We start from the raw sequence: 23,990 nt of genomic DNA on the forward strand, positions 1-23,990 counted from the left end.
CGCGAGCGCTCCGGACGCGCGAGTCGGCCGCTGGGCGCGCGGGGACGCCCACGGAGCGGCCGCCCTCGGGAGGGGCGGTGCCCGGTGGTCCGCGGTCCGGTTGCGGCGGTCCGTCGCGCTACTTGCGGACCTTGGGCGCGACCAGCAGCGTGCCCGACCATTCCTTGGCGGCGCTGATGCTCTTGGTCTGGCTCAGCCCGGCGGACGTGGCGGCCTCATCGATGTCGCTCGGCTCGACGTGCCCGTCGCGGCCGGCCTTCGGCGTGAGGAGCCAGATGCGGCCCGCGTCGTCGAGCGGCACCAACGCGTTGGTGAGCTCGTCGAACAGGTCGCCGTCGTCTTCCCTCCACCAGAGCAGCACGACGTCGACCACGTCCTCGTAGTCCTCGTCGACCAGCTCGGCGCCCGTCGCGGCCTCGACGGAGTCGCGGAGCTCCTCGTCGACGTCGTCGTCGTAGCCGATCTCCTGCACCACCAAGCCCGGCTTGATGCCGAGCCGTTCGGCCAGGCTGCGCTCAGACTGCGCCTGACCCGCGGTCGCGCTCACGAAAGTCCTCCCATGATCGAAAAATCGGGCGAGGTGACTTCGGTTCTCACGAGAGCCTCGATCACAACCCGTCGGTGTTTGCGGGACAGTCCACACAAGTGATGGGCACTCGCGCAAGTGTCTTCCCGGCTTTTGGTGGGCTCATTGGCCCGAATACGGCGATCCTCGTAACAGGACACACGCAGAGCGTAACAACCCACGTTCATCCCGCAAGGAAGGACAATCGGACTTGGCGCTCCGGATTGTCGACATTGAGATCGACGAGCGCCACCGACTGCCACGTGCCGAGGGCCATCCTGCCGTTCAGCACGGGGATCGTGGCGTACGGGGGGATCAGCGCCGGCATCACGTGTGAACGCCCGTGCCCGCGCGAACCGTGGGCGTGGCGCCACCGGTCGTCGGCGGGCAGCAGGTCCGCGAGCGCGGCCAGCAGGTCGTCGTCGCTGCCCGCGCCGAGCTCGATGATCGCCACGCCGGCGGTGGCGTGCGGCACGAAGACGTGCAGCAACCCGTCACCGCCCTCCCCGGCGGCGAACCGCTCGCATTCACCGGTGATGTCGTGCACGACCTCCCGGGACCCGGTGGTCACCTGGACCACGGTGCTCTTCATGATCAGTGTCTACCCGATCGCACGCCCGGAACCCACTCACCAGGCGCAGAAAAACCGCTCTTCAGAACGCGAATCCCAACGTTCAGAAAACGGATCCCACCATGTGGAACGACGCGGTTCTCTCCATAGGCGTTCTAGGCGTTCCCCGGGGTCGCGGGAGCTCCCGGGGTTGCGAAGCTCCTAGGATTTCTGGGGCTCGATGACGGCGTCCGGGCCCGGGTAGCACAGGGTCTCGTGGCCGTCCTCGAAACGGACGACGTACGGAGGGCCGCCCTCCGCGCCACGGACCTCGATGATCTCGCCTTGCCTGTCAGGCTGGCCCACGATGTTGCCATGGACATGCAGCCGGTCTCCGACGGTAGCCTGCATGGTGCCCCCTGCGATCGGCAGCGGTCGCGTTCACTTCCACCTTCGTACGTCTTCGGCGCGTCGTCGAGAGGCTTCCGCGACGCGGAGCCGGAGGTTTGCCGGCGATTGACCGAAGATTCGAGGGCGACCTGACGACGGCACCGCACGCGTCCGGGCGGTGGCGCGGCGAGGATCCCGCGGCTGGCGCCGCGCGTCCGGCCGGTGGCACCGGACATCCGGCGGGTGGCACCGCGCAGGTCCCGCCAGTGGCACCGCGCGCGTCCCGCCAGTGGCGCCGCGCGTCCAGGCGGTGGTGCTGCGCGTCCGGGCGGCGGCCCGGCGCGTGGTCGGACGCCCCATGGCCCCCACTTGGCACCTTGTGCCAGGCGGGCCACGTCCGGCCTCTGACCGGCCGAAATAGTTACTGGCAAGTAGAGATGCGTTAGCCGTCATTACCGACGACGATGGATCACGTAGACGACGAACAGTCGTAGGAGAAAAGACGGTAAGCGCAGAGGGGACCCCGTGGCTTCCGGACGTCAACGCTTTTCGATCATCAGCGACGGGCTGCCGAGCCAGCTCCCGGACATCAATCCGGACGAGACCCGGGAATGGCTGGAATCGCTCGACACGGTCATCAAGACCGAGGGCCGCGGCCGGGCTCGCTACGTGATGCTCCGGCTCCTGGAGCGTGCCCGCGAGCAGCAGGTCGGCGTGCCCGGCCTGCGCAGCACCGACTTCATCAACACCATCCCGCCGGAACACGAGCCCTGGTTCCCCGGCGACGAGCACATCGAGCGGCGCATCCGCGCGTACATCCGCTGGAACGCCGCGATCGCGGTCTCCCGGGGCAACCGGCCCGGGCTCGGCGTCGGCGGCCACATCGCCACCTACGCCTCGGCGGCGTCGCTCTACGAGGTCGGCTTCAACCACTTCTTCCGCGGCAAGGACCACGGCGAGTCGGGCGACCAGGTCTTCATCCAGGGCCACGCCGCGCCGGGCGTCTACGCCCGCGCGTTCCTCGAGGGACGCCTGCCCGAAGAGAAGTTGGACGGCTTCCGGCAGGAGATGTCGCATCCGGGCGGCGGCCTCTCGTCCTACCCGCACCCGCGGCTGATGCCGGACTTCTGGGAGTTCCCCACCGTCTCGATGGGCCTGACGGCGATCGACTCGATCTACCAGGCCCGGTTCAACCGGTACCTCTACAACCGCAAGATCAAGGACACGTCCCGCTCGCACGTGTGGGCGTTCCTCGGCGACGGCGAGATGGGCGAGCCCGAGTCGCTCGGCGCGATCGGCCTGGCCGCGCGCGAGGAGCTCGACAACCTCACCTTCGTGATCAACTGCAACCTGCAGCAGCTGGACGGCCCGGTCCGCGGCAACGGCAAGATCATCCAGGAGCTGGAGTCGTTCTTCCGCGGCGCCGGCTGGAACGTCATCAAGGTCATCTGGGGTCGCGACTGGGACCCGCTGCTGGCCCAGGACGGCGACGGCGTGCTCGTCAACAAGATGAACACCACGCCGGACGGCCAGTTCCAGACGTTCACCGTCGAGTCCGGCGAGTACATCCGCGACAAGTTCTTCGGCGACGACCCGCGGCTGCGCAAGATCGTCCAACATCTGTCGGACGACGACCTGCGCAAGCTGTCGCGCGGCGGCCACGACTACCGCAAGGTGTACGCGGCGTTCAAGTCGGCCCGCGAGCACGTCGGCCAGCCGACGGTCATCCTCGCCCACACGATCAAGGGCTGGACGCTCGGCACCGACTTCGAGGCCCGCAACGCCACGCACCAGATGAAGAAGCTCACCAAGGCCGAGCTCAAGGCGTTCCGCGACCGCCTCTACCTCGACATTCCAGACTCCGCGCTCGAAGGCGACCTGCCGCCCTACTTCCACCCGGGCGAGGACTCCGACGAGATCCAGTACATGCGCGAGCGCCGCGCGGCCCTCGGCGGCTTCCTGCCCAGGCGGGTCGTCCGGGCCAAGCCGCTCAAGCTGCCCGGCGACGCGGTCTACGGCGAGCTCAAGAAGGGTTCCGGCAAGCAGAACGTCGCCACCACCATGGCGTTCGTCCGGCTGCTCAAGGACCTGATCAAGGACGGCGAGATCGGCTCGCGGTTCGTGCCGATCGCGCCGGACGAGTACCGCACGTTCGGCATGGACTCGCTCTTCCCGACCGCCAAGATCTACTCGCCGCACGGCCAGACCTACGACGCGGTCGACCGCAAGCTGCTCCTCTCCTACAAGGAGTCGGAGCAGGGCCAGATGCTGCACGAGGGCATCAGCGAGGCCGGCTCGATGGCCAGCACCATCGCCGCCGGCACCTCGTACGCCACGCACGGCGAGCACATGATCCCGGTCTACATCTTCTACTCGATGTTCGGGTTCCAGCGGACCGGCGACCAGATGTGGGCGTTCGGCGACCAGATGGGCAAGGGCTTCCTCCTCGGCGCCACCGCCGGCCGCACCACGCTCACCGGTGAGGGCCTGCAGCACGCCGACGGCCACTCGCCCCTGCTGGCCGCGACCAACCCCGCGTGCGTGCACTACGACCCGACGTGGGCGTTCGAGCTGGCGCACATCACGCAGGACGCCCTGCGCCGCATGTACGCGCCGACCGACGAGCACCCGCACGGCGAGAGCATCTTCTACTACCTCACCATCTACAACGAGCCCTACCAGCAGCCCGCCGAGCCCGAGGGCCTCGACGTCGAAGGGCTTCTCAAGGGCCTCTACCGCTACAAGGAGGCGCCCGCCCTCGACGACGCGCCGCACGCCAACATCCTCGCGTCCGGCGTGGGCGGCCGCTGGGCCCTCGAAGCCCAGCGCCTCCTGGCCGAGGAGTGGAACGTGGCCGCCGACGTCTGGTCGGCCACCTCGTGGAACGAGCTCACCCGCGAGGCGCACGCCTGCGACGACTGGAACCTGCTGCACCCCGACCAGGAGCAGCGCGTCCCCTACGTCACGCAGAAGCTCCAGGACGCCGCCGGCCCGATCGTCGCCGTCTCGGACTTCATGCGGGCCGTGCCCGACCAGATCGCACAGTGGGTGCCCGGCGACTACTCGTCCCTGGGCACCGACGGTTTCGGCTTCTCCGACACCCGGGCCGCCGCGCGCCGCTTCTTCCACGTGGACGCGGCGTCCATCGTCCTGGCCGTCCTCACCCGCCTCGTCCGCCAGGGCGAGGTCAAGCCCGAGACCCTGCAGCAGGCGATCGAGCGCTACCAGCTCAACGCCGACGTGAGCAGCGTCTTCGCGGGCGGCGTGGGCACCCGCGAAAGCAACACCGGCGGCGAGGCGTAACCAGCTTCAGCGGCCAAGAGGGCCCCGGGATCAGCAACGACCCCGGGGCCCTCGCACGTCACCCACCCTCCCCATTGATCCCGCCCGGCCGAGCCGGGACCAATGCCCCTGTTAGGCAGATGCACTCGGGATTAGCGTGATTTTCACGGGGTTAGGGGGACCAATGAAACGCGCGACGGTAGCCATATTGGCGATCAGCGGCCTGTTCACGGTCGGCGCCAAATGCGGAGGGGCCACGGAGGCGGGCCCACCGGCGCCGACGGCGACGAGTACGGCGTCTTCCGCACCGGCGAGCGCAGCGGTGAAAGCCACGCCGAGCAGCGAAACGCGCACCGTCACCGAGACCAAGTCCATTCCGTACAAGACGAGAAGAATTCAAGATCCTTCGCTGGCCGAGGGCGTCACCAAGGTGCGGACGCGCGGCGTCGCGGGGGTCAAGACCCTCACCTTCCACGTCACTTCCGTCAACGGCGCAGAGGTGACCAGAAAGCTCATCCGTGAGGTGGTCTCGAAAAGGCCGATCACGCAGGTCATCGTCGTCGGGACGAAGCAGGCCTCGAAGTGCGATCCGAACTACAGCGGTGCCTGCGTTCCGATCGCCAGTGACGTCGACTGCGCGGGCGGCAGCGGCAACGGTCCCGCATATGTCGACGGGCCCGTTCGCGTCGTCGGCTCGGATATCTACGACCTGGATCGCGACGGCGACGGCATCGCCTGCGACACGTAAACCTCACGCTGTTGAGCCTCCGCACAACGCACGCATGGCCGTTGTCTGCGAGGACGGCATGGGAATCCAGGAGGTTTGCTACGGTTTCGCGCATGCTGGTGGGGCGGGAGCCTGAGCAGGAGCAGATCACCGGGCTTCTGGCCGATGCCCGGGCCGGGCGGAGCGGCGCGCTGGCCCTTTACGGCGAGGCCGGTATCGGTAAGTCCACGCTCGTGGAGTTCGCCGTCAGCGCGGCGCGGGACATGACCGTGATGCGCGGCATCGGGATCGAGTCCGAGGCCGAGATCCCGTTCGGCGCGTTGTTCTCGCTGCTGCATCCCTACCTGGAGCACATCGAGGCGCTGCCGGGGCCGCAGGCTGCGGCGTTGCGCGGCGCGTTCGGGCTCGCCGAGACGGGTGCGAGCGACCGGTTCCTCATCGGGGCGGCCACCCTGACCCTGCTCGCCGAAATCGCGGGCGACCGGCCGGTGCTGTGCGTGGTGGACGACGCGCAGTGGCTCGACCAGGCGTCCTCGGACGCGTTGCAGTTCGCCGCGCGGCGGCTGGGGGCCGATCCCGTCGCGATGATCTTCGCGGTGCGGGACGAGGGCGAGCGTTCGCCGATCCAGGGCATCTCGGGCCTTCGGGTCACCGCGCTGAGCGAGACCGACGCGGGCAGGCTCCTGAACGCGCGGTCGCCGGGGCTGGCGGCTCCGGTCGCCACGCGGGTGCTGGCCGAGGCCGCGGGCAACCCTCTGGCGATCATCGAGCTGGGCGTCGATCCCGCCCCCGTCGGCCCGCTGCCGGTCGCGGGGCGGGTGCAGGAGTCGTTCCGGGCCCGGCTCGCCGCGCTGCCCGCGTCCACGCGTGCGGTGCTGGCGGTGGCGGCGGCCGACGAGACCGCCGGGCTCGGCGTGATCCTCCGCGCCGCCGCCAGGATCGGGGCCGGCGCGGCCGACCTGGACGCGGCGGAACAGGCGCGGCTCGTGACGTTCGCCGGGGACGAGGTGCGGTTCCGGCATCCACTCGTGCGGTCGGTCGCCTACCAGTCCACGCCCCATCATCAGCGGATCACGGTGCACGCCGCCCTCGCCGCGGAACTGCCGGGCGAGCGGCACGCCGATCGCCGCGCGTGGCACCTGGCGGCGGCGACCACGGGACCGGACGAGGAGGTCGCCGCCGAGCTGGAACGTGTCGCACGCCGCGCCGAGGACCGCGGGGGGACGATGGCGGTCGCCGCAGCCTACGAACGCGCGGCGCGTCTCAGCACCGACGCCGAGGGCCGCGCCCGCCGCATCGTCAACGCGGCACGGGCGGCCTACGACGCTGGACGGCCGGCCTGGGCTGCCCGCCTCGCGGCCGAAGGCGCCGCCTCGACCACGGAGGCCCGGCTTGCCGCCGAGGCGACCTTCATCCGCGCGCAGGTGGAGTACGAGGCGACCTCGCCGGAGGCCGACGCCGTGCTCGCGCTGGAGGCCGCGGAGCTCATCGTCGGCGAGGCCCCGGAAGCCGCCGTGAGCATGCTCACCGAGTCGATCTTCGCCGCCCGTGACGCGGGCGCCCACGAGCCGATGACGCGTGCCGCGTCCCACCTGGAAAAGCTGCGACTGCCGGCCGGGTCCCCCTCGGTCTTCCTCGTCGACGGCCTGATCGGCTGGGCCCGCCTGCTCGACGGCGAACCCGAGTCGGCCGTTCCCCCGATGCGCGCGCTGGTCGGCGCCGAACGGGACGGGGCCTTCGACGGCTACCTCGAACGGGTGTGCGCCGGGGCCACCGGCTTGCTCATCGGGGACGACGACACCGCCATGACGATCGTGGACTCCGTCACCGCGGACGCGAGGGCGGCGGGGGCGCTCACCTGGCTCACGTACATCCTGGAGCTCGTGGCGGTCGGGAGAACGCTGCGGGGCGACTTCCGCGACGCCGAGACCGCCGTGGCCGAAGGCGCCTCGCTCGCGGCCGACCTCGGCATGGAGACCCAGAAGACCATCTACGACACGATGATGGTCTGGCTTGCCGGGATCTTCGGAGACGAGGAACGCTGCACATCGGTCACGCTGGACCACGCCGCGTTCCATCCGCCGGTCACCGCGCTCGCGCGCTGGGGCCAGGGCGTACTCGACCTGGCGGCGGGACGTGCCGAGGACGCCCTCGACCGTCTCGGCTCGGTGTGCGGGGGGCCGGCCCGCTATGACGTCCTGATCCGGGCGGTGCCCGACCACGTGGAGGCGGCCGCCCGCGCCGGACGGCCCGAACTCGGCCGCGAACATCTGCCCGCGTTCGACCGCTGGGCCGAACAGACCGGCCAGGCCTCCGTCCTCACTCTGTCCCGGCGCTGCCACGCCCTCCTGGCCTCGGGCGACGAGGCCGAAGAACACTTCACCGCGTCCCTTCGGCTCAGCGGCGGATTCCGTCCCTACGACGAGGCCCGCACACGCCTGGTCTACGGGGAGTGGCTGCGGCGCCAGCGCCGCCGTACGGAGGCCGGAGCGGAACTGACCCAGGCGCGGGACGTCTTCGAAAAACTAGGCGCCGCACCCTGGGCGGCTCGGGCCCGTGCGGAACTCGGCGTCCTAGGTGGCCCTTCGGCCTCTCGCGGCGCGGAGCTGCCCAGCCGCCTCACGCCCCAGGAGCTGCAGGTCGTACGGCTGGCCGCGGCGGGGTACAGCAACAGGGAGATCGCGGCCCAGCTCTTCCTGAGCCCTCGGACGATCGGCCACCATCTCTACCGCGCGTATCCGAAGCTGGGCGTTTCCAAGCGGATCGAGCTCACCCAGCTAGAGCTCTGAGCCGTATCGGTCAAACGACTTACTCTGCGCGTTTCACCAGGTCAAGCACCACCTCCAGCCCCCCTGAGCAGCCGGCTCCCCAAGCCCCACGCTCCGCCCCTTTCCCGGTGAAGACCCGAAGGACGACCGATGTGCGCGCACCGGCACCGTCCCTACCGTCGAGGCATCCAACGACAGGAGACAACGATGCTTCTCGACAACAAGACCGCGGTGATCTACGGGGGCGGCGGCTCGATCGGCGGGGCGATGGCCCGCGCCTTCGCCGCCGAGGGAGCGAGGGTCTTCCTCGTCGGCCGCACCCAGGAAAAGCTCGACAAGGTTGCCTCCGACATCCAGGCCGCGGGCGGCCTGGCCGAGACCGCCATCGTGGACGCGCTCGACGAACGAGCCGTCGACGACTACGTCGACTCGGTGGCCGCGCAGGCCAGCCGCGTCGACATCTCGGTCAATGTGATCTCCCACAACGGCCTGTTCGGACCCCTCCTCCAGGCGCCCGCCGAGGACTTCGCGCAGTCGCTGGGCTCGGTCGCCAAGACCTTCCTGATCACCACCAAGGCCGCCGCCCGGCACATGACCAAGCAGGGCTCCGGCGTGATCCTGCACTTCGGCGGCTCGGACAACGTGCCGATGGCGAACATGGGCAACGTGCAGATCGGCTTCGACCTCGTCGAGAGCATGCGCCGCCAGTGGGGAGCCGACCTCGGCCCGTCCGGCGTCCGCGTGGTCACGCTGCGCACCGGCGGCATCCCCGAGACCATGCCGGACTCCGAGGAGATGGCCCCGATGAAGCAGCAGATGATCGACGGCACCCAGCTCAAGCGCGCCGCGACCCTCGCCGACGTGGGCAACGTGGCCGCCTTCGTGGCCTCCGACCGCGCCCGCAGCATGACCACGACCCAGGTGAACATCTCCTGCGGCGCCCTGGTCGACTGACAGCCAGCCGCCATCACGCGCAGGGCCCCTCACGGGGCCCTCGCAATGCGAGGGCCCTCGCTTCGCTCGAACAGCACCGCCTTCGTGGAAACGGTAGAGAAACCACCACTGCTCAATAACTGTTCCGCATGACATATCGAACATCACTGACGGCGCTGGTGGTCACCTGCGCCGTGGGCGCCACCATTGGTATCGGTGCGAGCGCCACCGCGAGCCCCGGCGTGTCGTCCGTTCAGTGGAAACCCTGCCCGGCCTACTCCGATGAGGTGATCGGGGGCCTTGGCGTGAGACAGGAGCAGCTTCCGGTCTTCCGCGTCCTCATGAAGCGTCTGCAGTGCGGGACGGTCAGCGTCCCGCTGAACCACCGCGACCCCGGCGGGCGGAAGATCGACATCGCGGTGACCCGGCTGGCCGCCACGGACAAGGCCCACCGGCTCGGCGCCGTCGCCGTCCTGCCGGGAGGGCCGGGCGGCAGCGGGTACCTCGACCCGATCGTGCGAGTCGCCCTCAGGAACAAGGAGATGGCCAAGCTCAACGAGCGGCACGACATCATCGGCTTCGACCCGCGCGGTGTGGGATACAGCACCAAGGTCGCCTGCCCCATCTCACCACCGGGCCCGCCGGAGCCGGGCACGCTGACCAAGGAGGCGGCCAGGAAGATCTACGACGCTCAAGTCGCCGCCAACCGGGATTGCGGACGCTCTGACCCGGCCTTCCTCGGACAGCTCACCACCGACAACGTCGCCAGGGACCTGAACCTGGTGCGGGCCGCACTCGGTGAGCGCACGCTCAACCTGCTCGCTCTCTCCTGGGGCACCTACCTGGGCATGGCGTACCGCAGCCTGTTCCCCCAGCACACCGGACGGGCGTTCCTCGACAGCGTGGCGCCGCCGTGGACCCGGTTCGACCGGCACATCAAGGACAGCGCGAACGCGGCCGAGCGTGACTTCGGGCGCATGGCCGCCTGGCTTGCCGGCCGCGATGAGAGCTACGGGCTAGGTGCCACCGCCCGGCACGTCCGCGAGGAGGTGGCCAGGCTCGTCCGCACCTACGACAAGAACCCCAAGACCTACACTGACCTCCGGCGGCCCATCGACGGCTCGGCCGTCGCCGATCTGGCCAGGCGCAACTCGACAGAGTGGGCACGCGCGGGCAGGGCGCTGGCCGAACTGCGGACGGCGACGGGCACCACCGCCCCGCCCACCGTCAAGGAGATGTTCGGCGCCATGTCGACGCCCGTGCCCGGTGCGCCAGAGATGCAGAACATGACCATGAACCTGGCGGTCGCGTGCAACGAGGACGGCAGCCGGCCCGGTTTCGACAGCGCCTGGCGCGACTACCGGCAGCTCGTGAAGCGCCATCCCGCGACCGGCCGGGCCTGGGGACTGACGTCCCTCTGTTCCGGCTGGCCGCTGCCGGTGCGGCAGGCCACGTTGGAGCGGGGTAGCGGCTCACTGGTGCTGGCAGGGCACCTGTACGAGTTTATGTCCGTCTACGACTGGACGCTCCAAACGCGGCGCTCCATCGGCGGCACCGTCTACACGGTCGCCGATGACGTGCACGTGTCGGCCACCCGAGTGCCCGAGTGCGCCGCCGACATAACGCGCTACTTCGAGACGGGCCGGATCGACAGAGGCTGCAAGGGCAGCCAAATCCCGAACTGACAGATCCCGGGGCCCGGCTGCCCGTCACGGGCCGCCGGGCCCAATGCCCTACCGACGACGTCCGTCCAGCATCAGCGGCCCCGCGAGTGGGGCATCATCACCTGACGTCCGGACGTGTCCATGACCGCACGCTTACGGACCGGACCGGACCGGACCGGACCGGTTGAGGTGGCTCCCGCTCACGCGATCGGTCACAGGCCGACCTGGGTGACCACAGGCTGAGGATGCTCTGGTTCGGCCCGTCAGCGGTCGCGCAGCGGCGATCGGTCGATCACCTCGACATACATGATGCGCCCGTTGACGACGTCGACGTTGAGCATGCCTTTCGAGGGGCTGAGGGGGGCGGATGCTCGGCTTCCACGGAAAGACCATAACCGGGCCTCACGTCCCGAACGAGGGGCCCTCGCGCGTGGTCGTATCAGGCGACCGATTCCTCGTGTTCCAGATAACGGGTCGTTGATCCGTAACCACGCGACAGAACCGTAGGCGCCGTTTTCAGTCCCACCAGAAGCGGACTACCTCTGCGTTGAGCAGGCTGCCGGCCAACTCCGGGAGCTCCTCGGCTTGATAGAGGTCCGCCCCGTCAGCGCAGTACGCGGTGTACTCCCACGCGAAGGCGAGCGCCTCAGCTCTGGTCTGGGGTGGTCGGCTCAGAAGCAACTCCAAAGCAGACCGCTCCAAGCACACGAGCTCAGCGCCATAGTGCTCATGCCAATGCCGCAGAACCGCACCGTGCACGGCGGGTGGCGGGCAGTCGTTGAAACCGCCGTAGTTCAGCAACGCCGGCACCTGCCAGCCATGCTCCGCCTCGACCAGCGCGACCGTAACCGGCGCAGGCCCTCCATCCCGGAGATACGGAAACCCGAACCCGTCGAGCCTGTGAGGCTCGTCAGGCCATGGCATGTCGTCCAGCAACTCATAGGTGTCCCCACTGGGATTCAACACCTCGGCGCCGTCGAGCTCGGCCGCCTCCGCGAGCCGCGCGGCAGGGTCGCCACCAGGCAGAGCAACCCCGTCGGTCAATACCGGCCAGAGCCCCGTGTGGCCGTGAACAGCCCGCAGCCGGTACCACCAGGCGAGCGCCTCGGCGCCTCCAGAGGCGAACCCCGCCACGGTGACGGCACCCGGCAGCGGCCTGAGCTCAGGAACGCCGACACCGCACGCCGCCAACCGACCAGAGATGCCGCCGATCATGGGGGGATCTTAAGGGCACGAACGGCGGCATAGGTCCAATGAGGATGGTACCCGTTTGCTGGGTGGCCGCCTGGAACGTACCGCGAGCCACTCACATAGGACCGCATCTCCCGCACTCGTAGCCTTTGACTGCCAACTTAAGAAGTGATCGTGGCATACCCGGGGTGGGATTGAGGCCGCCATCGGCCCCACGCCGGCTGGATGACGGTGTCCCACCTGCCAGCCCATGAACCTGCCCGAGAGCATCAAGATTGTCTACACCCCAACATCACTTGGCCGCGCACGGCCATAACACGTCCTCAGCAGATTGCCGAACAGCGCCTCGCTGACCAAAAGCGGCCAGCGGAACCGACTCGCCTTTGCAGTCACAGGGCTCAAAAGAGAATCATTTTCCATGTCTTGTGATCATGTGAAAGAGCCGGTGATTCTGGCAGGTGGCGCGTCTTTTCGTTCGGGCAGGTGTCGCCGATGCCGTGGAGAGCAAGGGAACAACACCAGTACGACGTCTTCTTGTCTTACAACCGCGCCGAGAGTCAGGCCATGGCAGAGGCGTTGCAATCTGGACTCCAGCGGCTGGCGCGCCCCTGGTGGAAAGCCCGGGCGTTGCGGGTCTTTCGCGACAAGAGTGATCTGGCGGCGGCTCCGGCGCTCTGGCCGACCATCGAGAACGCGCTCGCTGCGTCACAATGGCTGGTCCTGCTGGCCTCACCTGGCGCGGCGCGATCTCCATGGGTGGCGAAGGAGGTCTCCTGGTGGCTTGAACATCGGCCGCAGGCGGACGAGCGGCTGCTCATAGCACTGACGGCCGGAGAGCTGCGGTGGGGTAACGGCGATTTCGACCGGCGGACCACCGACGCCCTGCCGGACGCACTGTTCGGTGTCTACAACGAGGCACCTACGTGGGTCGATCTGCGCCCTGAGAACGGGCTGGGGACCGCCCTGCCCGAAGGCCGCCTGCCTGACACGGTGGTCGCAGACGTGGCCGCGCCCGTGCACGGCCGCGCCAAGGCCGTCATGGTCGGAGAGCACCTGCGCCAGCGGCGCCGGACACGGCGGGCCGTTCAGGCGACGGTCGCCGTGCTGACGGTGCTGGCGCTGACGGCGACCGCAGCTGCGATATTCGCCTTTGAGCAGCGCGACATCGCGCGGGACCGCGCCCGGGTCGCTGAGGCGCGCCAGCTCGCCGCCCTCTCCGGCGCGCTCACCGATGAACGGCTCGACCTCGCGCAGCCAATGGCCGTGGCCGGATACCGGCTCGATCGCAACACCGAGACCCGCGCGGCGCTTCTGCGAGCCGTTCTGGCCAGCCCCCACCTCGTCCGCTACCTGGACGCCACCGACCCGGTCACCACCCTGGCCGGTGCACGCGACGGCGACACGGCCGTGGCCGGAACACGCTCCGGCAGAGTCGTGCGGTGGAACCTCGCCAGACCTTCACCGGGGACGACGGTGATGCGGTTGCCGACAGCGATCGGCGCCCTGGCGGTCAGCGCGCATGGCGAGACGATCGTGGCCGCCGGGGCCACCACGGCGACGCTGTGGGCCGGCGGGACGCAGCGTCCATTGTCCCTTCCGCGCGGGCAGGTGCCGCAGGGAGTCGGTCTCTCCCCCAGCGGACAGCGCGTCGCCGTCGTTACCGGGGGTCGCGACGACGAGCTCGGCGCCCCCGGAACCTTGCACGTCCTGGACCGGAGGACCGGACGGTGGACGCGGGCACCCTCCCTGCGCAGCGGGGTGCGTGTGGCCATGCCGAACGAGACCGAAATCGTGCTTCTCGATCCGAGTACAGGCCGCTGGATGCGACATATTTCCAATGCCCTGACATCGGACGGGGGGACGGGGCCTGGTTTCGGCGTGCACGGCTACGCGGCGGCGCTGGCCCAGGATGGCGGGTACTTCACCTTCAGCAATGGAGCCTCCGAACTCCGCGTGTGGCGTACGGACCACTCCTCCGCCGACTCCGATCGTCCGTTCCGGTGGGTCAAAGTCGCCGCCGGCGCACCGACGGCGGTGGCGGTCACCTCGAACGGCGGGCGGTTCGCGGCGGCCGACGGTGCGGGCACCATCCATGTCACCGCTACAACGACGCGACGGGGGCAAGACGCCCCGACGACCGTGCTCACTGGCAACTCTTCCGTCACCACCGACACGTTGCTGTTCCTTGGTCCTGCGGGTGACCGGCTGCTCTCGGCGACCGGACGCTTTCTGGCGCTGTGGGATCTCCGGCAGCCCTCGCGTCTCAGCACCGTACGAGAGCTCGCCATCCCGTGGTCGTGCAACGCCTGCCCAGCCCCGCATCTCGCCGTCCGCCCCGACGGACGGCAGGTGGCGGTGCTCGACGGTGAGGGCAGGGCACTGACGCTGCAGAACGTCCCCCTGTCGGGTGTCCCTTTGACCATCCGCTCTGCCCGCTGGTCCTACGGCCCGCCGCTCTGGAATCCGCGTGGCGACCGGTTGCTGGTGCCCACCTCCGATGGAGGCGTGGATGTACTCGACGGGACGGCGGCGGTCGCTCACTGGGCGCCTGACTTCGATTCCGGGAAGCCGGTGGACGGGGATGTCGTGGTTCTCACCGGCTGGTCCCAGGCCGGGCACTTCGTTGAGATCTGGGGCTCGGGATGGGTCCGGATGCGCGACCCCTCGACAGGGAAGGTCGTCATCAGTAAGCGCGGCCCTGCGGGAGGCCTGCACGCCGGGAGACGGATGCCGGAGTGGGCCCAGTTCAATGCGCGAACCGGGCGCGCCGTTCTGCTGGTTCCCACCGGTGAGCTGGAAGACCGCAGGGCCGTGCTCATCGACACCCGCGACGGCGGAGGCACGTGGCTTCCCGGTCCTGCCGTGCGGGGAGTCGGATTCGCGGGCGACCGGGTCATCGTTCAACGCACCTCTGGATCTCTGGAGATCCGGTCGCCCGATGGGCGCCGTCTCATTCGGACCTTCCAGAGCGACAACCCGGGCGGGGATCGGCTCGCCTCGGACGGGGGTGACCTGCTCGTAAGGCTTCGCCCGAATGGCAAGGCACTTATTACCGATGTGACCTCGGGTGCGACTCTGGGCATCCTGCCTCTGCTCGATGAGCCGGCCATCGATCCGACGGGGTTGGCCTTCTCGCCGGACGGACGGATGCTGTTCGCGGCGATACCCGAGGGACCAGCGACCGGCAAGGGAAGGCTTCAGCAGTGGTCGTTCGATGAAAGGGCATGGTCGAACGTTGCCTGCACCTCGGCTGGACATGACATCTCCGCCGGGGACTGGTCGCAATATGTGGGCGCGGGAGTACAACACCGCGCCGCATGCGGATGATCACCGGACTGGTAGATCGCTCACTGGTCGCCCAAGGGGGTGGTGACGATGGCCGGAATTCGCGAAGGTAATGGGGACGCCTTTTCCTACGACGCGTTCCTGTCCTATGGGCACGCTCACGACGCCAAACTCGCGTCCGTCTTGCAAACGAAACTGGAGCGGTTCGCCAAGCCTTGGTACCGGACACGCGGACTGCGGGTGTTCCGGGACGACGCCGACCTGGCGGCCGACCCCGACCTATGGGGCGCGATCGAGCGTGCGCTGGGCACGGCCCGCTGGTTCGTGCTGCTCGCGTCCGATTCCGCGGCGGCGTCACCGTGGGTCAACCGCGAGGTGACGTGGTGGCTGGCCCACCGGTCGGCCGCGCGGCTGCTGATCGTGGCGACCGAGCGGCGCCTGGTCTGGGACGATGCTGCTGACGATTGGGCACCGAACGCGCCTGTCCCCCCTGCACTCCGCAAGGTCTTCCGCACCGAGCCGCTGTGGGTGGATATGAGCGGCGTAACGGGCGTGGACCTGCCGGTCGAGCGCCTCGCAGACCTGGCAGCGCCACTCCATGGAACGCCGAAAGAGCTGCTCATCAGCGAACAGGTCCGGCAACACCAGCGCACGATGCGTCTGGCGTACGGCGCCGTCGCCGTGATGACGGTGCTGACCCTCTTGGCCGCCGGTGGGGCGTTCGTCGCCGTCGGCCAGCGGGACAAGGCGCGCACGCAGGCGCGCCTGGCTACCTCGCGCCAGCTCGCCGCGCTCGCGACGGCGAACCTCTCCACACGTCTGGACGTGGCGCAACTGCTCGCCGTGGAGGGTTACCGGCTCGACCACAACCCGCAGACCAGGGCCGCTCTCTTTCAGTCACTCGCTTCCAGCCCGCGATTGGTCCGGTACCTGACAGCGGGGGCGAGGATCACCGCGCTGGCCGCCTCCCGGGATGGCGGTGTCGTCGCGGTGGGCACGGCGTCCGGACGCGTGATCCGCTGGGACCTGCGCAGCGGGCACCGTGACGAACTGACAGTGGGCAGCCGAGGGGTCACCCAGGTGGCGCTCAACAGCGACGGCATGGTCGTCGCGGTGGCCGACGGCGCGGCCGTGTGGGTAAAGGACATGGCGGCCACCGCAGCGTTCACGACGATGGGCGCCCACCTGGGCACCGTGGACCTCGCCGTATCCCCATCCGGAAAGACGGTAGCGGTGCTGGACGGCGGCCCGTCCAACAGTGCGAGAGCCACGCTGACGATGCATGTGCGTGCGTCCGGCGCATCCGTCCAGGTCCGTTCGGACTCTTTCGAGCATGTGGGGTTGACAGACGACGCCGAGGTCACGATGTTCAACTCGCTTGGCATGTGGCGGCGGATGGTTGCGAGCAACCTACGGTCCAAGGCCGCATTTCTGACGATGAGCACCCCCGCCGGAGGCTTCGCCCCGGGCAGTTCCCCTGATGGGGAGTACCTCGGCTACGCCAAATATGGGCAGGTGACGGCGTGGTCCACCCGGGACCCGAACGTCGACACCTCCACCCCCTCTGGTTTCCTCTCCTCACGCACACCCAACGCGCCGTCCGACGACCTGGTGATCAGCCGGGACGGGAAGTGGGCAGCGACCACTCGCGGCGGCGCTCTCTACGTCGGCCCCTTGAGCAAGGATTCGCAGTCGGCCGAGACAGCCCCCGCGGGGGAGCTGTTGACCGGCACCCGCGAAGTCCGCGGCCTTGCCTTTCTGGGACGTGACGGCACGCGCCTGGTTTCGGCGGTGGGCGAGTCGGTCGCGCTGTGGGACCTGCGCTACCCGGGGCGGCTCGCCGAACGCACCGGCATAACGGTCGCGGACGCCGCAGCGGCAGGGAACCCGCCGACGCTGGTGCTGCCGCCGGACGAACGGCTGGTTCTCATGAGCGGCTCGATCCAGGGCGCCGCGGTCTACGACTTCAGTAGCAGGCCTCCGCGCACGCTCGTCCGGAACGATACTGCCTCGAATACAACGCCGGTCTGGGATCGGGCACGGAAGCGTCCGCTGCTCCTGCGCTCGCTTGATCAGGAGGAGGAGCTCCAAACGTTCGAGGCGAAGCCGGTGACCGTCGGCCGCTGGACCACCGACGGCTCCGCCCCCATCGCCGCGAGCCAGACCCCCGACGGTGGAGAGGTCGTCATCGTGGACTCCTCCGGTGCCGTGCGCGTCAACAACATCTCGACCGGACGGAGCCGACGGATCGCCGCAGGCCCTCGCAGGAGGAACGGCCTTGACTACGTCGCCGCCGGCGCCGTTGACCCCGAGGCGCATTCCGCCGCCGTCGCGAGCACTCTCGGCGCAGCGCTCATCGACCTCGGCACCGGCCGCATCCGACAGGTCGGCGACGGCGCGGCCGTCCAGGTGGTGTTCACACGGAGCAACCTGTACGTCCAGCGCGCCACAGACGATCTGGAGGTCTGGAGCCGCGATGGCCGGACCCTTCAACGGACCTTCCCACCAGATGGCGGCTATCACTGGTCGTTCGCGGTCTCCCGGGATGAACGGCTACTCGCCCGGTTGCGCACGGATGGCTCGGTCGTCCTGACCGACCCCATGACGAGCGAGCTCGTCGGGAGCTTCCAGCTCCCCTATCCCGAGGGCTCGACGGCCACGACCCCGTACGGAGGCACGACGCTGGCCTTCACGACGGATCAGCGGGAACTTCTGACGGCCACCGCTGGGGGCGAACTGATCCGCTGGGCGGTCTCGGCCGATGCATTGACGGTGCGCGCCTGCGCGACGGCGGGTCGCGCCCTCACTCACCAGGAATGGGAGCGCGAGGTTCACCTCGGCCCGACGTCGAGTCGATCCTGCCCTCCGGCCGTGCGCCGATGACGGTGGCCTGCCTCTGCGGGTCCCTCGAGCACCACCTCAAGTTCAACCGTCCTATGAAGCAAGCGTAAGGATCAGGGTGGCTCCCAGCCCGTGGCCGTCACCTGGTGGACATGGCGGCAGATACCAGGGAAACCCATGCCCGTGGGCCAGGCGGAAGGCTTCGACCTCCCTCGGCTCCATCGCGATCAGCAAGATCAGTTGTTGTGGGACATTCCTGACGGCCTGCTCCATTTCCCACACAAGTCCCTCTCCGTGGCCCGCGCCGAGTATCACGGACCAGTGCCGCAACGGAATCGTCACTGGCGAAAGACCTGAGATAGAGCACGAAGGGCCCCTCGACGTCGGCCGCAGGGTCCAGGACAACGGTGAGCAGCCGCCGGCCATGCTCATGCGGCTGAGGCGCTCCGACTGCGCGGTTCGCGAGACGCGAAGATACAGCGCTCCGCAGTCGACTCCAGCCCGGCTATTGATCACCGCCCACATGGCCGGCGTGCCGCAGCCTCTCCATCCCATGTGCGCGCCATAGACCATCGCGGTCACGAGGTCGAGCGTGGTCACCGGCTCACCGTTCAGTGCACGCGCGTACTGGAAAAGAGGAACTAGCCCCCGTCGCCTCATGGTGAGGCACCCCGTTTTCGTTCTCCAGGGACGGCACATTCCGCCGTCTTCCACCGGCTCCATCAATAGCTCACCAGCGCCGCCAAGGCGCTACGCCTGAGGGGCCCGATGACGGAGGTACCCCGGACAAGCGTCCGACTTCGGCCAGTCAGAGGTCGTTTCCGGAGAGACGACGCGTCTCCACAGGCTTCTATGCGGTCAGAAGCGGTCTTGAGTTTCCGGTGCGGCGGATACCGAGGTCAGCCGGACAATCTGGAAGCCGGCGTCAGCGAGTACTTTGGGAAGGGCGCGGACCGCGTCCCTGTCCTTGTCTCGGCTCTCCTCATCCAGCGCCGCCCAGTCCACCATGTGCGGGTGACGCCGGCGCCCTTCATCACGGTGGGTGCCGTAGCTCCAGCCGGATCGTTCGCGCTCGCTGATCCACCTCACATGCTCCATACGAGCCAGCCGTTCGATCTCGTCGTCACCGAAGACGAACGGCGGATTCTCGCCGACGTGTGGAGCGAGGGTCGCGCCGATGGCCGCGAGCTTGTCCCCGACTCCCAGCGCCTGATCACGGTTGGCGTTTCGCAGGGACTCAGAGAGGTGCGCCCAAGGCACGAGCGCCGGAGTGTCCCAATGGGTCCTTCCACGCCGGGCCTGATTGAGCTGATAGTGGTCGTGGATGGCGCGGGCCAGCTGCTCGATCAAGTCGTCGCCGATGCGCGCCGGGTCACACGCCGCGTCCAGAACGCCGTGCACGACCAGCCGTCCAGCCAATCCATCCAGCAGAGTCTCGGCGCCGCGGTCGGCGAACGCCTCTCCGTAGGTGGTGTCCTGGTCGACCACCACGATGAGCGAGCCGGGCGAGCCGTGCCAGAGCCGGACGGCGGTCAGAGCGATGTGCATGGCCTTATCAGGGTCGTCGTGACAGAGGATCGTGCGGTCGGGCAGGGCCGAGTCATCGAACTCCTCCGGACGGAAGGCTCCCGGTGCGCTGTCGACCGCCCGGGTGTTCCACGACTGGAGGAAGGGATAGCGCTGAACGAGATCGGCCAGCGCGCACTCAGCACCGCGGTCCACGACCGTCAGCGTCGGCTGGCGCTTCCTGTACCTCTCACCGGAGCGGGCCGTCAACAACCGATGCTGGCGTGCCAGTTCCACCACCGCCTCCCGGCCGAAGGCGGTCAGCCCGACGATGAGGAAGCTCCAGTCGTCCTCGTTCAGAGGGTGCCGTTCCAACAGAACCCGTGCCGCTATCTGAGCCGGATTGAAGAAGTCGAGCCGGAAGCCCCGAGCCCGTCCCAAGCCGAGCCGGCGAGCCCTCAGCACCTGGCATAGATCTGGGTCGTCCACATACATGAAAGCCTGGAGCGGACGTTCAGAGACGCGCGCGATACGTCCGGCCGTCAGCGCCACCCGCGCGTTCGCCGCGCTCTCCGCGGAGAACGCGTACAACGCTTTGGCATGGCGCACACCGGCCGCCAAGAGCAGCTCACCCTCAGCAGGATCTCCATCGAGATGCCGATGGCGGTGCGCCGTCCCGCGGCCGCCGTACGGGCCAATGGTGACCACGTGCTCTCCCGCCGCCGTCAACTTCGCCGCTAGCACGGTCGAGGCCGGACCGTCCCCGCAAACCAGGCAGTGCCCGCGCGCCCTGCTCAGGCGGAAGCGCCGCCACCGCTCCGCACAGATCGTCCAGACCGCGTCAGCGATGGCGTATATGGCCACGATCGGCGCGACGAACCTGGCGATTTCCAAGGCGGCCGGATAGGGACCACCGTGGTCCAGCGGGACAGAATCCAGCACATAGAGCTGCAGCGAGTAGTAGAGGACGTCGGTGAAACTCCGGCCGAGATCGGGTCGCCGCGGAAGGTAGTCGGTGAAACCCACGATCCCGAGTACCAATGCCGCCAACGCGGCCATACCGAACCACAACCGCAGGACGGTCCTGCGAGACATGCCCTCCGAGATCTGTTTCACCGGCACGCCATCCCCTCGGCCCTTCGAACGGCCCGACGGACACATCCTCACGCTCAGCCACCCTCCGACCACCGCTTTGGCCGTTGCCGGTCACGCTCGCTCCGGCACGATGACGGCGAAGTCTTCGGATGCGCTGGCAGACGTTCGCGTTTCATCGTCTGTGCGGCCCTCCCGCACCCCCTGAGAGACATCACGAACGCTGGCCAGGTGCCTGCCAGCGGGATACCTTGCCGTCATCGGGACGGGGATGTGGTCGCCATGCACCGGCAGACCAGTGGGTACGACGCCTTCATCTCATACAGTCACCAGCGTGACGGGGCGCTCGCCGAAGCACTCGGGTCAGAGCTTCAGCGTTTTGCCCGGCCTTGGTACAGGGCCCGTGCGCTCCGCGTTTTCCGTGACCAGACCAACCTCGCCGCGGCTCCGGAGCTCTGGCCCGCCATTGTTCAGGCCCTGGAGAAGTCCGAGTGGTTTGTACTCATGGCCTCGCCCGCCTCAGCGCAATCAAAGTGGGTACAGCGTGAGATCCATTGGTGGGCGGCCCACCGTGCCACCCAGCGCGTTCTCATCGCCCTCACCGACGGCGACATCCGGTGGAACAACGGCGACTTCGACTGGAGTCGCACGGATGCGGTGTCACGGTCTCTCTCCGGTGCCTTCCCGCATGAGCCCCTATGGATCGACCTGCGCCATATTCGTCCTGCCACCGCCGATGAACGACCCCAATTAGGAGATCTGGTCGCCGAGTTCGCCGCCCCGATCCACGGCAGGGACAAAGACGCCCTCGTTGGTGAGCACGTTCGCCAGCAGAGGCGGACCCGACGTTTGACCCGGACGGTCATCGCGGCACTGACCACCCTTCTCGTCGTCGCCTCGCTCCTGGCCGTCCTGGCCTACAACTCCCGCAACCAGGCGGTCGAGCGGCAACGTATGGCGACCTCGCGCTTCCTCGCGTCCGAAGCTCTCACCGTGCTCGACGACCGGCAGGACCTCGCCGCCCTGCTCGCGGTCCGGGCGTTCTCGCTGGAGCGAACGGACGAGGCTAAGAGCGCCCTCCTCGCGGTTCTCCAGCACACGCCGACCGTCCAGCGCTTCCTCCGGAGCGAGGGACCGCGTGTCGAATCGGTGGCCATCAGTCCCACGGGCGACCTCGTCGCCGCGGGTGACAGCGACGGCGGCGTCAGCTTCTTCACGAACTCCGGTCGGCAGACCGTTCCCCGAATCACCGCGCACGACGGCATGACCTGGGCGGTCGCCTTCACCCCGGACGGCCGGAGCGTGGCTTCGGCCGGCAACGACGGCGTCGTCCGGCTCTGGAACCCTCGCGCCGGGACCCGGCTACGCGAATTCCGCCATCGTGACGAGGCCGTCCAAAGCCTGGCCTTCAGCCCGGACGGGCGATGGCTTGCGGCGGGCGGATCAGCGAAAAGGCGAATCGATCCCGGCGGCGAGACGGGGCGGATCAAGCGCTACATCACCATCGTGGACACCCGAACGTGGAAGTCGACCGTTGACCTGTTCGGTCATACGGGCGAGGTGACGAACCTGACCTTCGCTCCCGACGGGAAGAAGCTCTACTCAGGCGGAGGGGAAGCGCGGCTCATCGGCTGGAGCGTGCCTTCTTGGAAGGCAATGGACGAGACCTTTCTCCCGTACCCGCCCGACGCCATCGCCGTCAACCCGCGAGGCGATCTCGTCGCCACGACCGACATCGCCGATGGCGTCGCGACCGTGTGGGAGATCGAGACGGGGGCCGTCCGGGCGAGACTGAGAGTCTCCGACGACGTGGTCACCAGTCTCGTGTTCGCCCCGGACGGGGAGGAGCTCAAGGGGGGCACGATGTCATCGGCCATCGTGGCCTGGCGGATGCGGGACCTGGCCGCCGGACCCAGAACGGTGGCCAGGCACATCACCCGTGGCGAGAGCGGCTGGCCGGAGCTCGCCATCGCACGGACCGGCGCGCTCGTCGTGGGCACCGGCATGGGCGCGGTGATCCTTCATCAGCCCGGTGACCAGTCCCGGCTGGTGCTGCGGCACGGCCGGTTGTGCGGCACCGGGGCGTTGCGCAAGGCCATCTCTGTCCACCAGCACATCCTCGCGTCAGCTGATGCCTCCCCGGGAGCAGCATGGCAGTGGGACCACTGCTTCAAGGAAAAGATCGATTCACTGCTGCCAGCAGAGGAGAAGCGCTTGTTCTCGGCGCTCAGCCCAGATGGAAGGCGGCTGACCACCCAGGCCACGGTATTCGATCTTGACAGAAAGCGTGCGCTGTTCCCGTGGCCGAAGGGAGTGGCCTCCATGGCGTTCTCCAACGACGGCAGCATGATCGCCGTAGCCGGTGAGAACGGGGCCGTCCTGGTTCACGACGCCCGAACAGGTGCGCGCCTGGAGCATATTCCGCCCCAGGCGCCGATCAAGGAGGAGCTGGCCCTGCAGGCTTCGCTTGAGGTCTGGGATCCTCATGGGCCCGCGCTCCTGTTCTCCCCCGGAGACGACATCCTCGTAGTCGCCGATGTCAAGGGCCCCGTCCGGCTCTGGAAGGTGGACCGCGTACTGCGCACCCGTGATGCGGCGATCAGTCATCCTCTCCTCGGTCATGGCCGGGTCAATGCCCTCGCCTTCAGCCCCACCGAAGATCTGCTCGCGACCGGCGGGCAGGACCAGAAGATCAGTTTGTGGACGCTGCCCACGGGTCGGCGCGTGGCCTCGATGGCGGCCAACGGCCGGATCTACAGCCTGGCGTTCAGCCCAGATGGCCGGATGCTGGCCAGCGCGTCGATCGACCACGACCTCTGGGCCGTTCCGAGCGGACGCCGACTCGGCCGCTCCTTCCAGGTGGCCGACCGCAGTAGCAGCGACATCCGGTTCGCCGCCGACGGTGCCGTCCTCATGGTCATGGCCGACGAGTTCGACAAGGAATTCCATCAAGTCCGTACGGTCGCCACGGTCGACCTTGATCAGCAGTCCTGGGTGGCCAAGGCGTGCGCGCTGGCCAATCGAGAGCTGACGGTAGAGGAATGGCGCCAGTATGTGGATCCGACAACGAGACCTCGCAACCTATGCCAGCACGCCACTTGAGGCGAGATGCCGCAGGTCGAGGGAGCCTATGGGTCCGGTGCTCACGATTGAGCCTGAGGTGTTTCGGCACTTTGCAGAAGGTCCGGGACACATG

At 68.6% G+C, this 23,990-nt stretch carries 14 protein-coding genes; 8 read left to right on the plus strand and 6 right to left on the minus strand.

What is annotated here, in order from left to right:
• Positions 1 to 118: 118 nt before the first annotated feature.
• From ACGFNU_RS28270 to ACGFNU_RS28280, 3 genes are all read right to left on the minus strand, one after another.
• Positions 119 to 547, minus strand: a complete 429-nt coding sequence (locus ACGFNU_RS28270; RefSeq protein ID WP_392598342.1) for a DUF3052 domain-containing protein — start codon at positions 545 to 547, stop codon at positions 119 to 121.
• 202 nt (positions 548 to 749) lie between these two features.
• Positions 750 to 1,157, minus strand: coding sequence for a secondary thiamine-phosphate synthase enzyme YjbQ (locus tag ACGFNU_RS28275; RefSeq protein ID WP_392598344.1), 408 nt, complete (start codon positions 1,155 to 1,157; stop codon positions 750 to 752).
• 180 nt (positions 1,158 to 1,337) lie between these two features.
• Entirely contained in the window at positions 1,338 to 1,526 is a 189-nt protein-coding gene (locus tag ACGFNU_RS28280; protein WP_392598346.1) for a DUF1918 domain-containing protein, read from the minus strand.
• A 504-nt stretch (positions 1,527 to 2,030) separates the two neighbouring features.
• On the opposite strand from ACGFNU_RS28280, the gene aceE reads away from it, so the two are divergent.
• The 5 genes from aceE to ACGFNU_RS28305 all read left to right on the plus strand — a co-directional run bounded on the left by aceE (position 2,031) and on the right by ACGFNU_RS28305 (position 10,900).
• Positions 2,031 to 4,808, plus strand: a complete 2,778-nt coding sequence (gene aceE / locus ACGFNU_RS28285) for a pyruvate dehydrogenase (acetyl-transferring), homodimeric type (RefSeq protein WP_392598348.1) — start codon at positions 2,031 to 2,033, stop codon at positions 4,806 to 4,808.
• Positions 4,809 to 4,971: 163 nt separating this feature from the next.
• Positions 4,972 to 5,535, plus strand: coding sequence for a G5 domain-containing protein (locus ACGFNU_RS28290; RefSeq protein WP_392598350.1), 564 nt, complete (start codon positions 4,972 to 4,974; stop codon positions 5,533 to 5,535).
• A gap of 92 nt (positions 5,536 to 5,627) precedes the next feature.
• Complete coding sequence (locus tag ACGFNU_RS28295) at positions 5,628 to 8,303, plus strand: ATP-binding protein (protein ID WP_392598352.1); 2,676 nt, start codon at positions 5,628 to 5,630, stop codon at positions 8,301 to 8,303.
• Between the two features lie 186 nt (positions 8,304 to 8,489).
• Entirely contained in the window at positions 8,490 to 9,236 is a 747-nt protein-coding gene (locus ACGFNU_RS28300; protein WP_392598354.1) for an SDR family NAD(P)-dependent oxidoreductase, read from the plus strand.
• A gap of 284 nt (positions 9,237 to 9,520) precedes the next feature.
• Positions 9,521 to 10,900: an alpha/beta fold hydrolase gene (locus tag ACGFNU_RS28305; protein ID WP_392598356.1), complete on the plus strand. Its 1,380-nt coding sequence runs from the start codon at positions 9,521 to 9,523 to the stop codon at positions 10,898 to 10,900.
• Positions 10,901 to 11,395: 495 nt separating this feature from the next.
• Here ACGFNU_RS28305 and ACGFNU_RS28310 read toward each other — a convergent pair whose 3' ends face one another.
• On the minus strand, positions 11,396 to 12,094 hold the full coding sequence (locus tag ACGFNU_RS28310; protein ID WP_392598358.1) for a DUF4253 domain-containing protein: 699 nt from the start codon (positions 12,092 to 12,094) through the stop codon (positions 11,396 to 11,398).
• 468 nt (positions 12,095 to 12,562) lie between these two features.
• Here ACGFNU_RS28310 and ACGFNU_RS28315 point away from each other — a divergent pair, with 468 nt between their 5' ends.
• Together ACGFNU_RS28315 and ACGFNU_RS28320 are read left to right on the plus strand one after the other, a co-directional pair.
• Entirely contained in the window at positions 12,563 to 15,397 is a 2,835-nt protein-coding gene (locus ACGFNU_RS28315) for a TIR domain-containing protein (RefSeq protein ID WP_392598812.1), read from the plus strand.
• Positions 15,398 to 15,445: 48 nt separating this feature from the next.
• Entirely contained in the window at positions 15,446 to 18,238 is a 2,793-nt protein-coding gene (locus tag ACGFNU_RS28320) for a TIR domain-containing protein (RefSeq protein WP_392598360.1), read from the plus strand.
• 51 nt (positions 18,239 to 18,289) lie between these two features.
• On the opposite strand, the gene ACGFNU_RS28325 is transcribed toward ACGFNU_RS28320, so the two are convergent.
• Entirely contained in the window at positions 18,290 to 18,796 is a 507-nt protein-coding gene (locus ACGFNU_RS28325; RefSeq protein ID WP_392598362.1) for a hypothetical protein, read from the minus strand.
• A gap of 258 nt (positions 18,797 to 19,054) precedes the next feature.
• Entirely contained in the window at positions 19,055 to 20,824 is a 1,770-nt protein-coding gene (locus ACGFNU_RS28330; RefSeq protein ID WP_392598364.1) for a RyR domain-containing protein, read from the minus strand.
• Positions 20,825 to 21,076: 252 nt separating this feature from the next.
• On the opposite strand from ACGFNU_RS28330, the gene ACGFNU_RS28335 reads away from it, so the two are divergent.
• A complete protein-coding gene (locus tag ACGFNU_RS28335; protein ID WP_392598366.1) occupies positions 21,077 to 23,896 on the plus strand; it encodes a toll/interleukin-1 receptor domain-containing protein in 2,820 nt (939 codons plus the stop codon).
• Positions 23,897 to 23,990: the final 94 nt, after the last annotated feature.

Source organism: Spirillospora sp. NPDC048911, from assembly GCF_043198015.1.
Taxonomy (GTDB): Bacteria; Actinomycetota; Actinomycetes; order Streptosporangiales; family Streptosporangiaceae; genus Spirillospora.

Bases quoted from the DNA above. Each gene is read 5' to 3' on its own strand.
- ACGFNU_RS28275 (WP_392598344.1), bottom strand. From the start codon at position 1,157: ATGAAGAGCACCGTGGTCCAGGTGACCACCGGGTCCCGGGAGGTCGTG.
- ACGFNU_RS28280 (WP_392598346.1), bottom strand. From the start codon at position 1,526: ATGCAGGCTACCGTCGGAGACCGGCTGCATGTCCATGGCAACATCGTG.
- ACGFNU_RS28290 (WP_392598350.1), top strand. From the start codon at position 4,972: ATGAAACGCGCGACGGTAGCCATATTGGCGATCAGCGGCCTGTTCACG.
- ACGFNU_RS28295 (WP_392598352.1), top strand. From the start codon at position 5,628: ATGCTGGTGGGGCGGGAGCCTGAGCAGGAGCAGATCACCGGGCTTCTG.
- ACGFNU_RS28300 (WP_392598354.1), top strand. From the start codon at position 8,490: ATGCTTCTCGACAACAAGACCGCGGTGATCTACGGGGGCGGCGGCTCG.
- ACGFNU_RS28310 (WP_392598358.1), bottom strand. From the start codon at position 12,094: ATGATCGGCGGCATCTCTGGTCGGTTGGCGGCGTGCGGTGTCGGCGTT.
- ACGFNU_RS28315 (WP_392598812.1), top strand. From the start codon at position 12,563: ATGCCGTGGAGAGCAAGGGAACAACACCAGTACGACGTCTTCTTGTCT.
- ACGFNU_RS28320 (WP_392598360.1), top strand. From the start codon at position 15,446: ATGGCCGGAATTCGCGAAGGTAATGGGGACGCCTTTTCCTACGACGCG.
- ACGFNU_RS28335 (WP_392598366.1), top strand. From the start codon at position 21,077: ATGCACCGGCAGACCAGTGGGTACGACGCCTTCATCTCATACAGTCAC.